This is a genomic window from Qingrenia yutianensis, assembly GCF_014385105.1.
Classification (GTDB): Bacteria; Bacillota; Clostridia; order UMGS1810; family UMGS1810; genus Qingrenia; species Qingrenia yutianensis.
This window is the reverse complement of the sequence record NZ_JACRTE010000028.1, coordinates 1-11,630: the sequence shown is the minus strand read 5'-3', so window position 1 is coordinate 11,630 and position 11,630 is coordinate 1. Positions and strand designations below refer to the sequence as shown.

Annotated in this window: 6 protein-coding genes and 1 pseudogene; all 7 read left to right on the top strand. The window is 34.2% G+C overall.

Annotated features, from left to right (window positions below; genetic code table 11):
- Nucleotides 1–335: pseudogene (locus tag H8706_RS11215) on the top strand (hypothetical protein); the annotation flags it as partial.
- Between the two features lie 38 nt (nucleotides 336–373).
- Nucleotides 374–922, top strand: a complete 549-nt coding sequence (locus tag H8706_RS11210; RefSeq protein ID WP_394354567.1) for a recombinase family protein — start codon at nucleotides 374–376, stop codon at nucleotides 920–922.
- 491 nt (nucleotides 923–1,413) lie between these two features.
- Nucleotides 1,414–2,811, top strand: a complete 1,398-nt coding sequence (locus H8706_RS11205) for a GH39 family glycosyl hydrolase (protein ID WP_262432688.1) — start codon at nucleotides 1,414–1,416, stop codon at nucleotides 2,809–2,811.
- 23 nt (nucleotides 2,812–2,834) lie between these two features.
- Nucleotides 2,835–4,367, top strand: a complete 1,533-nt coding sequence (locus H8706_RS11200; protein ID WP_262432687.1) for a hypothetical protein — start codon at nucleotides 2,835–2,837, stop codon at nucleotides 4,365–4,367.
- The gene (locus tag H8706_RS11195; protein WP_262432686.1) at nucleotides 4,364–7,105 is read left to right on the top strand and encodes a hypothetical protein; all 2,742 of its coding nucleotides are present in this window, start codon (nucleotides 4,364–4,366) and stop codon (nucleotides 7,103–7,105) included. The genes H8706_RS11200 and H8706_RS11195 overlap by 4 nt, the downstream gene beginning before the upstream one ends.
- Before the next feature lie 4 nt (nucleotides 7,106–7,109).
- On the top strand, nucleotides 7,110–10,043 hold the full coding sequence (locus tag H8706_RS11190) for a hypothetical protein (RefSeq protein WP_262432685.1): 2,934 nt from the start codon (nucleotides 7,110–7,112) through the stop codon (nucleotides 10,041–10,043).
- Between the two features lie 12 nt (nucleotides 10,044–10,055).
- On the top strand, nucleotides 10,056–11,630 hold a 1,575-nt coding region (locus H8706_RS11185), incomplete at its 3' end, for a hypothetical protein (RefSeq protein WP_262432684.1).

Genomic DNA, 11,630 nt, shown 5'->3' with positions numbered 1-11,630 from the left:
GAGCAGACTTGGCGGGGACGGAAATTCATGAACAAATGAGGACTTTGGAACGTAATAAAAAAATGCTTAAAATTATCGAATCTGCTGTCAACTTGCTTAAAAGGAAACAGGATAATGGCGAGATATATTATTTCATAATTTTTTATACTTATATGTCAGAAAAGGCATATAAAAAAGTTGATGATATAATCGAAAAGATTGCAAGCGAGACAGGCGAATATATGGCATGGAAAACTTATTTTGTCAGAAAGAAGAAGGCTATAGAAACACTCATCACGATTTTATGGGGTTTTACTTCAAAAGAGTGTTTGCCTATTCTCGAAGACTTCATTTAAGTGTTATAATAATATATAGGGGTATGCACAGTTAGGAGATGAGACGATTGAAAAAATATGCATATGTGAGAGTGTCATCTATTGATCAAAACGAGGCGAGGCAACTTGTTGAAATGTTACAGCTTGGAATAGAGAGAGAAAATATCTATTTGGACAAGCAATCGGGAAAAGATTTTAACAGGCCGAACTATATGGCGCTTGTAAAGAAATTAAAAAAAGGCGATTTGTTGTATGTTAAATCAATAGACAGACTTGGGAGAAATTATAAAGATATTCAAGAACAGTGGCGGATACTTACAAAAGAGATGGAGGTCGATGTAGTTGTCATAGATATGCCTCTTCTGGATACCAGAACTTACAAAGATTTAATGGGAACTTTTATTGCGGATCTTGTCTTGCAGGTTTTGTCATTTGTCGCACAGAGCGAAAGAGAAAACATAAAAAAGAGTCAGGAAGAGGGAATAAGGGTTGCAAAGTTAAACGGTGTGCGATTCGGAAGACCTACAAAGGATGCACCGGGTGAGTTCCCTGAATTGGTCAAAAAGTGGGAACAGGGGAAAATAAAAGCTGGAAATGTCAATAAATAGAGTCAACACCGAATTTTGTGTAAACTCTTTACTAAACATCCAAAACTCTTGGAGATACGAGGGGATAAAAGTTACTTTGTTAGACAATTAGGTGGGTATATCTACATCAATTTTATAAAAATTGCAGAAATGAGAAGATATTGTTAAATTATTTATATATCTAAAAAGAAAATTTTATATATGCAAACCATTAAATATCACAAATACTGGTAATGTTGAAAAAATTTTTATATTTAATTAAAATTCTGCGATGAAATAAAATCCTAATACTACAAAGGCGGTTATATTATTGTAAGATATAAATTATTTTATAATAAATACCAATTAAAATAAATAATGGAATTTATAAAATAATCGGAAAAATTAAATAGTTATATTTTTAAAAAAAATAATAAATTTGTGATATTATTTTTAATTAAATTAGATTAATATTATATTATAAAATAGCCATAGTACATTTTTATGCACTTAAATAATAGGGGGATATATCTATGGAAAGATTGATAGAGTGTGGAAAAGTAGAGATTAAAAATTCTTCTGTAGTAAAAAAATCGAGAATTGGTTTGGGATTTGAAAAACTTGACAGAGGTGCATTTCATCCTGAAAAGGCATATGATAAGGTTGCTGCTCTCGGATTGAAATGGATAAGACTTCAATCAGGTTGGCAAAGAACAGAAAAAGTTAAAGGAGAATATGATTTTTCTTGGTTAGATGATGTTTTAGACAATCTTATCAGTCGAGGATTAATACCATGGATGTGCCTTGCGTATGGTAACGGATTATATACTGAAGATGCAAGAAAGTATTATGGTGCTGCAGGTTGTCCTCCAATAAACAGTAAAGACGAAATAGAGGGGTGGTGCAACTATGTTACTGCACTTACCAATCATTATAAAGGTAAAATTGAACTTTATGAAGTGTGGAACGAACCTGACGGAATATGGGCATGGAAACACGGGGTTAATGCTACTGAATATGGAAATTTTGCTATTTCTACAGCAAAAGCTGTGAAAAAAGGTGATGCTGATGCCAAAGTTGTGGCAGGTGTTACAAGTGGCGATGATTTGGCATATATGGACGATATGTTTAAAACAGGTATGGGTGATTACATAGATTATTTTTCATACCATAACTATACTTGGAATGAATATGATGTTTTTGGTCGTGTAAATGCATTAAGGGCGGTATGCAATCATTATAATCCTAAAATAAAGCTTATTCAGGGGGAATCGGGTGCACCATCAAGAAGTGATGGCAGAGGTGCATTAAGAAGAGGAGCATGGACACCTACAAGACAGGCAAAATTATGTGCCAGACATACAATGGTTGATTTAATGACAGAAGTGGAGTTTACTTCTTATTTCACAACTGTCGATATGGCAGAGGCTCTTCGCGGAACAGTTGATGACAAATCGAGCTATATGGATTTTGGATATTTTGGAATTTTGAGTGCAGATTTTGATGAAAACGGTATTGCAGTAGGTGAGTATAAACCAAAGCCGTCATATATAGCATTGCAGACTATATCATCGGTATTTTCAGAAGAATTTGAGGTTTGTTCTTTACCTATAAATATCAGACATGAACATTCGGAGAGAGTTTTTGCTGAAGATGTAAGAGAAAGAATAATATCTTGCGGTTTTAAGAGAGAAAACGGAGCTTCTGCTTTTGTATATTGGCATAGTGCAGACCTTATGACTACTGATTTTGAATCTACAATAACATTAGAGGTTCTTCCTTTTGGAAAACAACTGCGAATTGTTGATTTAATGGACGGAAAAATATATGAAATTCCGGAAGATATGATAGAGAAAAATGAAGGAGCAGTTAAGCTCAAAAATATTCCGATTAAAGATACACCGCTTCTTTTGACATTTGGTGATTTTTAATTATAAAAAGGGGATGAATTTGTTTGATGTGGAAAAAAGTTAAATGTGTAGTAGCGGTTACAATGTCAGTTTTGTGTTTAGCATCTAATGTAAGTGCTGATTCAATAAGATTTTCAGTCAATACATCAAAAACTCAGCGTACAATAGGGCTTGAAATGTATGGAACGGGAGGCGGCTTTGGTGTTGAAACATCAAGTACATTGGTAGTTGACTTTCCATATAGCAAGATAAACTCAAAACTTGTTAATGACCTTAAGAAAGCAGGGCTTAGTTTTGGATTTTATCGTGCAGCGGATGTAGCAAGCACCGGATATCGTTGGAAAGAAGCGATTGGCAGTGTTGTAGACCGTGATGTTAATGCAAATGTAGCGCGATTATACAATAACGGTATATCTTCTTTTGGAATAGCGGAGCAAGCGAAACTTGTTCAGGCATTTGAAGGTAAAGAAGGTATGATTAATTTTACTATAAATATGGTAGAAGAAAATCCGATTGATGCGGCCGATATAGCTGAATATTGTTACGGCGACGGAACGGTTAATTACAATGGTGGTGTAAATTGGGCTAATGTTAGAAAAAGTCATGGAATAAAGGACCCTATAAATGTTTTTGCATGGGAACTTGGAAACGAATATGATGCCGGCGCAAGAGTACATATGTTTATAAATTCAGAAATGTATGTTCGGCAATGTAAAGAATATATTGCCGCAATAAGAAGTGTTAAACCTGATGCGAAAATTGCTATATCAGCTCCAATGCTCTCATCAACATACGAAAGCAAGGCATCATTATGGACATACAATGCGCTTATGGAGCTTGCACCAATTATAGACTATGTGGTTATACACGGCTATGTAACTATGGGCTTGGCATATAACCGTGATAAGGGAATGCTTGCTATGGCAGAAGAGCTTGAAACTATGTCGGGCGGCAGAATTAAAATAATAAATACCGAATATGCAGCTCAAGGTACTCTTTCTGAAAAAGAAGGTACAGACCAGACAGCATGGGGTTATGGTGCGTGCATGTATTTCGAAGGCGGAAGGACAGTTGCGGATGCACTTTGCAGAGGTGTAATAAACAAATATATAGCCTGTACTAATTATTTTGCAGCTTCTGATGGAACAGGCTATTCAATATGTTATTACGATACCACAGATAATAAATATAAGCCAAATGCTTCGGGACAAGCATTATCACTTTTCCAACAGTATGGTAAAGGTGAGCTTGTTGAATTTAACCTTGAGGGATTTGAGCTTGGTAAAAAATCTGATTGTTGCGCTATAGCAGTAAAGGATAAGGATGGATATCTTAATTTGATTATGGTCAACAACACCAATGATAAAGATATAGATATTGAATTTGATTTTGATAAAGATTATGCAATAAAAGAAATCCGAAAAATTTCTGCACCCAATCCACAGTCTGTAAATTATATAGGAATTCAACAGATTTCTGATGTTACTCAAACTTTTGATGATTTAAAAAAGGCTGATGGCTATAAACTTGAAAAGCTATCTATGGTAGCGTTAAAGATGAAGGAGGTAAACAAATGAAAAGGTTGATAGCAGTTATAACATTTGTTGTACTTTGCTTTAATGTATTATCGGCTTTAGCTGAAAATGATGAAAAATCAGAAGCAATTAATTTTGAATTAAACTATATATTAGAACGATTTTATGAAAACAGCTCTATAGAATGTGAACCTCTTGATATATCGGGGCAAGCAAATATGGGGTTTGCTGATGAAGTTGAAGGTGACGGAAAAGGCGGTTGGACCGACCAAGGACCAAAGAATGATATGTCATCATTTAAAAACTTTGGAAGCCAAAAATTTTGGAATATACCATTTAATATTATCAACCCTGATAAAAACGAAGGTAAATCCTGTATAATTTTAAGAGGTCAAAATAACGAAGCTTTTCCGATTAGCGCAGAAGTTCCTGTCAACACTACGGCAGGTGGTATCTATGTTCTTCACAGTACTGCATACGGTGCCGGAGAAAAGGCCGGCAGATATTCTTTTGTATATGAAGATGGAACATCTGCTTATTTTGATATAGTAGGCGACCAGCATATAAAGGACTTTTGGGGAACACTTGAAAATAACTTTACAAGAGTAGCGTGGAAGGGAAGTAATGCGTCATCAGCTAATATTACACTAAACATATTTGCACTTAATAATCCTCATCCTGATAAAACTATAAAGCTCATAAGATTTGAAAGCGATGGTGAAGGACAGTTTATAAACATTGTAGGCGTTACACTTGCAAAGGAATTACCTATATTTCCTGCAATGGCAATGACGGGCGAATCAAACCCCGGTGTAGTAAGATATGGTATTGCAGCGTGGAAAAAGTATACAGACCCTGATGAAAATGTTGCACAAGAAAATGTTTTAAATATGTCGGAATACCTTGATGCACCTGCAGGCAAGTATGGCTTATTACTATCAAAGGGCGATAAATTTATATTTGAAGATGGCACCGTTGCTAAATTCTGGGGTACAAATATTGTAGGAAATGCGGCTTTTCCTACAATGCAAGAGGCAGAAGAAATTGCATCAAGATTATCAAGAAGCGGATATAACCTTGTTCGATTTGTAAATTTGGATAATGAAGAACTTACAGATGAGCGTCTTGATAAGCTTTCATATTTTTTAAAGCTTCTTAAAGATAATGGCATATACGCATATTTTTCACTTCTTGGAAATGAAAAGGGTGATGGCGATAAAATAACAGATGGTTGGAAAATAGACGGTATTTTCAGGGATGACTTAATTGAGAAAAAGGCAGAATTTACTAAAAAACTTTTAACACATAAAAACAAATATACAAATACCGCAATAGGTAAAGATGAAATGCTGGTTATGATAGATATGGCTGACCAGAACAGTATGTTTGATATGGAATATGGCTTTACTGTGCTAAATGTTAATGATGAAAACAGTATGGCAGAGCTTACACAAAAGTTTAATAAGTTTTTAAAGAAAAAATATTCAACTACAGGCAAACTTTCAAGAGTTTATAGCGATCTTCTGTCCACTGAAAGTATAGAAAAGGGTACGGTTATTATAAACGGAAACTGGAGATACGGCATTTTTGATGAAAACAGAAAAGCTGATGTTATAGAGTTTTTTATACAACTTCAAAATGACTATTATCAAAAAATGAAATCAGTAATTAATTCTTGCGGTTGCAAGGCTCTTGTATCCGGTTTCACAAATAGGTGGGATAATGTTATACCGTTGCATAGTATAGCAAATTCTCAAACAGATTTTGTGCCTATGAATACGATGTTTTCTATGGGAGTAGACCGTACGAAAGATTGGCCGTATTTAACTGAACTTAAGGATAACACTATATTTTTAGATGTAGATTCAACGGTGTCATCTGATGGTCATGATGGAAAATCACTTATTAATCTCGTTAAAACAAAAGTTGATGGAAAACCATTTGTTGTAAGCGAATGGGGTGCGGCAAACATCAGCAAACAGTATGGAGAAAATTCGATTGTTATGGCTGCAATTTCGGCACAACAAGGATGGACTCCAATACAATATTGTTTTATATATGGAGAAATAAATAAGGATAAAATAAGTGATGTATATTCTACTTATAATAATCCTGTAACGCTTGGTATGTCATATGCATCGGCTGCACTTTACTATACCATGGACGAATTAAAATCAAAACAAATTATCAATCAAAGCATATCAGATGTATATAAAAACAAGAGTAATTCTATTGGAATTACTTCATATCTTGCTGCAAAAACTTCAAATAAGTTTAACAAAAAGAACATCGTTACTAAATTTAATCGTTCAAATGAGTTTATTGTAGATAACGGAAATGTTTACTGGGATATGCTTGACGGTGTGTTTTTTGCAAATACTGATGAGGTTATAGCATTTTCGGGTAATGTATCAAAAGAGGAAAGCTTAGGCTGTTTAAAATTTGAAATATATAGTGATACAGCAACAATAGCTCTTGTTTCTCTTGATAAAAATAAACTTGAAAATAGTGAGCATATGCTTCTTTCGGTAGGAAGCGATGCGGTAAATAAAGGAACAGTATACCGTTCTAAATATGTTATACAAAAGATTGGTGACGGTGGGATAGCCTATAATATGGTAGACGGAAAAATAACCCTAAAAACAGATAAAAATATTGAAGTATATGCCTTAAATTCGGACGGAACACGTGAAACAATGATTGATGTAGAGCGTGACGAAGGCAAAAATGCAGTGTTTTATCTTAACGGCGCGTTAAATTACGAGATAGTAAGGGGGTAGTAATGTGAAAAAAAGACTAATTTTATTTGCTTTTTGCATAATTGTTATCATTTCTATGTTGTTTATTACTGCATTGGCTGAAGAAAACTTTGATAAAAAAGCATCGGCTATGTATGCAGCAGGTATTCTTACTCAGGAACAAGCAGAACTCAACTCTAATGTGCAATTAAAAAGAGGAGATGCACTTGAAATTGCTGTGAAAATTTTTGCAAATGTAATTGTATCAGCAAAACAAGTTTACAATGATGTAGGAGCTTCAAGTGATTATTTTCTTCCTGCATATATAAGTAATTCACAAGGTGTTGACATCGGAATAGATGGAGATTTAAAACCGACAGAGTCGATAATTACTGAGGATTTTGCAAAAATTCTTATGGCAATGAGTGAATATGATTTTATGGCGGTTAAATATTCTAACTATGAGAATCCATATACAATAATTGCAAAGCAATTGAAGATACTACCGCAAACATATTCAGGCAGAGAATATGTTACATACGGTCAAGCGGTAGATATGATTTATGAATTGCTTATGACAGATGCACCCAATATTCTTTATGGTGAAAAAAATAATAAGTACAGTGTTCCAAGCGGGATAACCATTCTTGAAAGATTTATGAATATAAAATGTGCAGAAGGTACAGTGTCGGCTACTGAATTTTCTTCTGCAAATTCATACATCAGCAGTCTTAATGTAAATCAAATTGAACTTAGCAGTTATGACGGTTATAAGATGGTTTTTTCAAATGCAGGTTCATTTAGCAATCTTCTTGGTTACAACGCAATAGTCTGGTACAAAAAGGACGGAAATATCAATAAGGCTATTTATGCTTTCCCAAGCGGAAACGATGAGATTTGTATTGATGGCAGTAATTTTGTGAATATAGACATAAATGAGAGGAAAGTCTATTATTCAGAAGTGACTCAAGAAGATCGGTTTGAAACGAAAAGTAAAGAAAAGTCAAAAAAATTGCCGTATGATGCAGAGATTATTTATAACGGACAGTATACCACAAATGCAAATACTGTTTTTAATATTTTGTCTAATCCGGGTGAACTTAATATAGATAAAATAGTTTTGTTAGATAACGACAGCAATGGCATTATAGATTTTGTACTTATTGATGTTTACAAAAATTTTGGTGTAGCATCTGTAAACTCGGCATATAACACTGTGACAAGCACTCGAAATGAAGTTTTGGAGTACGATGAAGACGATAAATTTTATAATATAATGCTTGACGGCAAACGGGTAGATTTTGATTCAATAGGTGCCAATGTTCTTTTATCAATAAAAGAAGGCTTGGGAACAAAACCTCTTTTGAATATTGAAATTGTTGATAATGCATTTCTTGGAAGCTTTCATAGAATTGTTACAGACACACAAAAAGCTTATGCTGAAATTTCTGTTGGCGAATCAACAGACAGAGGTAATAATTTTGTAGGAAGCTTTGTAGGCGGTACAGATAATCAGTTACATATTGTAAGGTATGATTTGGATAATTTTATGTTTATGCATCATAATGAAATAGTTATTGGTGATAACCATCTTTACCGTATATTTGTTGACAAAAAAGGTAAAATAGGCGCATTGGGTGTTTATACCTATGGAAGCGGAAACTACTCTTCATGGTATATGGAAGATTTTGTCACAAGCACATACAGTACCATAGAATTTGGAATAGGTATTAGAATAAGGAAAGAAAGTAAAAAAACATATGAATTAAAAGTTGCTACAATTAAAAAAGTTTTAAGAAGTGTTACAGTGGAAACTTATAAAACTTCTAAAGACTTGAAGATAAAAAACATCCCGGATTCAATAGTTAATACCTATGGAAGCGATTGGAGTAAGTATAGCGATAATGTATTAGACGAATTGTTTTTAAATAATTTGTTTGAAATTTCGTTTGATGAAGATGGACTTATAAACCGTATTACATTCCCGTACGAAATTCAAACCGAAGGAAGACTTTCGTATTTTAATGCACCGGGTCAGAAATATATGTATAATGCCGGAATTCTTCGTTCTCTTACAACAAATGATTTTCTATTTGCTAACAACAAGCAAATGTGTATTCAAATTCCGAAAGCAGGAACACAGCCGGGTTTTGACAGCTTGTATAGATTAGTCAATTTTACGGCAAATACTTTTGTTACAAATGGAGTTTATGAATTAAATGCTTATACATTCAGCAAATCAAACGCTATGCCTGATTTTGTTGTTATGATAAATGATTATGATATGGTAGAAACTAATAACCGTGTAAATGCTATATGTATTGGAGTAGTGCAGAAATCAACAAAAGTAGCGTCAGATTTTGGCGATATAGATTCATTTATAGTAGGTGGAATGAGCAATGTTGCTCCTTATGGTTCAATAGGGAGAGTGGTAAGTGTATACGACAATACTTATATAACGCCTACAAGTGCTGATGATACTCAAACAGTTGGCGGAATGTCAGTATATTACAAAGCAAACTTAAATGGGTTGTCAACTTATGCAGACCCGATAGATAAAGGGGATATTGTTATTTTTACAATGCCTCATCAAAATGTTGCATATTCTGCTATAAAATTTTATACATCAGCATTTAAATTATATGATTACGGTACAAAAACTATTGTACATAACACTAACGGTGCAGCAGTTAGCCCCAAAGATGTAGTTGTTGGTAAAATTAAAAAGGTAGACAACCAGTTTATATCTATGGCAGTTGATGACAGGGGTACAAACGATGAAGATTTGATTGATATAATGTATGCAATTGAAAGCAATCCGACTGATAAACAAATTAGAATGTACACATTTGAGTATGCTCGAAAAAATAAGGCTCCCGTGTTAAAACAGGCAACGAGGGCTGACCTTGAAGAAGCAATGAACGAAAACCTTACCGTTGCAGTTGCTGCGAGAAGGCTCATAGTAATATATAAAGATTAACGGAGGAAAAATATGAAAAGATTTTTAATGTTTGTATTGGTTTTGTCTGTTATAATATCGCCATTTGAAGTGTTTGACATAAATGTTGAAGCAGCTTTTGTGAATACAAATGTATTAAAAAATGGTGATTTCCAGGAGGAAAACGCTGATGTTGCTTATGCAAGATATAGTTCACTTGCAGAAACAGCAAAAAACGGCGCAACAGGTTGGTATGCTTATGATGCATCAAATCGTGGAATTAGTATTGTATCAGAGGATGGCAATGCCACGAATAAAGTTATTGAATATGATAAAGTTACCGGCAACTGGTTTGGATTAAATCAGGCACTTCCGGTAAACCGTTTGGCAACAGGAAATTATACAGTAAGCTTTAAAGCTAAAAATTTAGGGCCAAGTGCAAAAGCTACTTTGCTTGTACAGCTTGTTCTTTTAGTAGATGATAATGGAACTATATCAAGGCATGGGACACCGCCTTACAGAAAAAAGAGTTATGGTTTTAACGGAGATAGTTATAATGGCGGTAATGAAACAGCACAATATTTTGATGTAGTTGGCACTGACTGGAATACCATTACATTTGAAGCTGATGTTGCTCCGTGGCTAAGTAATAGCAGTTATATTGAGTTTTTAAATAGCAGTGCAACTAAAAAGGTTGTTGGAATGGTTCTTGAAATAAGGCCGGCCTTCCGTAAAACAGACAATACACCCGCAACCAGTGTAACAGGCGCAAATAATCCTGATTATGTTGCTACAAAGTTATATATCGATGATGTTTCGGTTAAAATGCCTGACCCGCTTATATCAACTGTTGATAGCAGCGCATTACAAAATGTACCGTTTGAAAATGCTGTAATTCCTGTAAGTTTTAATTATACTGATGGAATATATGAAGATTCTCTTTCTGGTATAAGTGTAAAGGATTCTGCAGGTAATACAGTAGCACATCAGGTTGAGCGTACAGGAAGTAACAATGAAAAATTAAATATAAAAATGACTTCATTGTTACCTAACACTACTTATACACTATCAATAGATAAGGTTGTTTCAAGCACTCCTGTGCCAAATCCAAGTAGTGCAAACAGTGCAGCTAATGCAAATGAAAAACGCTATGTTTCTATGATGGAAGCACAAACATATACTTTTACAACACTTGATAAGATTGTTGTTGAAAGCAAGGCATATGATAGCAGTACAGATAAAGCAACAGTAACATTTAAAAACAATAGCAGTTTTCCTGAAACTTATTTAATAGCGGTGTTTGAAAAAAATTCTGACAATAAAATAAGCACACCTGTTTATTATAAAACCGCAACTCTTACTAACGGAATAAGCACACCTGTTGAAATAGAAAATGTTGACAGACTTACCTCTAATAATTTTGAGGTTGCTTATCTTAGACAATTCGGAGGCAGCCTTGATACAAGCTTTGGCGATACAGTAAGTATGGATATTAACTTTTCATCTACAAACCAAACACTTTCGTTTAGCGGAAATTTAGGAACGGCGTATGCAGGAAAAACTGTAACGGCAGAAATTCTTGTTCCAAAAACAGATGCAAGTGTAAATGATGTTCCGCAAAGCACACAA

Coding starts and splice junctions, on each gene's coding strand:
- H8706_RS11210 (WP_394354567.1), top strand. CDS start 374: ATGAGACGATTGAAAAAATATGCATATGTGAGAGTGTCATCTATTGAT.
- H8706_RS11205 (WP_262432688.1), top strand. CDS start 1,414: ATGGAAAGATTGATAGAGTGTGGAAAAGTAGAGATTAAAAATTCTTCT.
- H8706_RS11195 (WP_262432686.1), top strand. CDS start 4,364: ATGAAAAGGTTGATAGCAGTTATAACATTTGTTGTACTTTGCTTTAAT.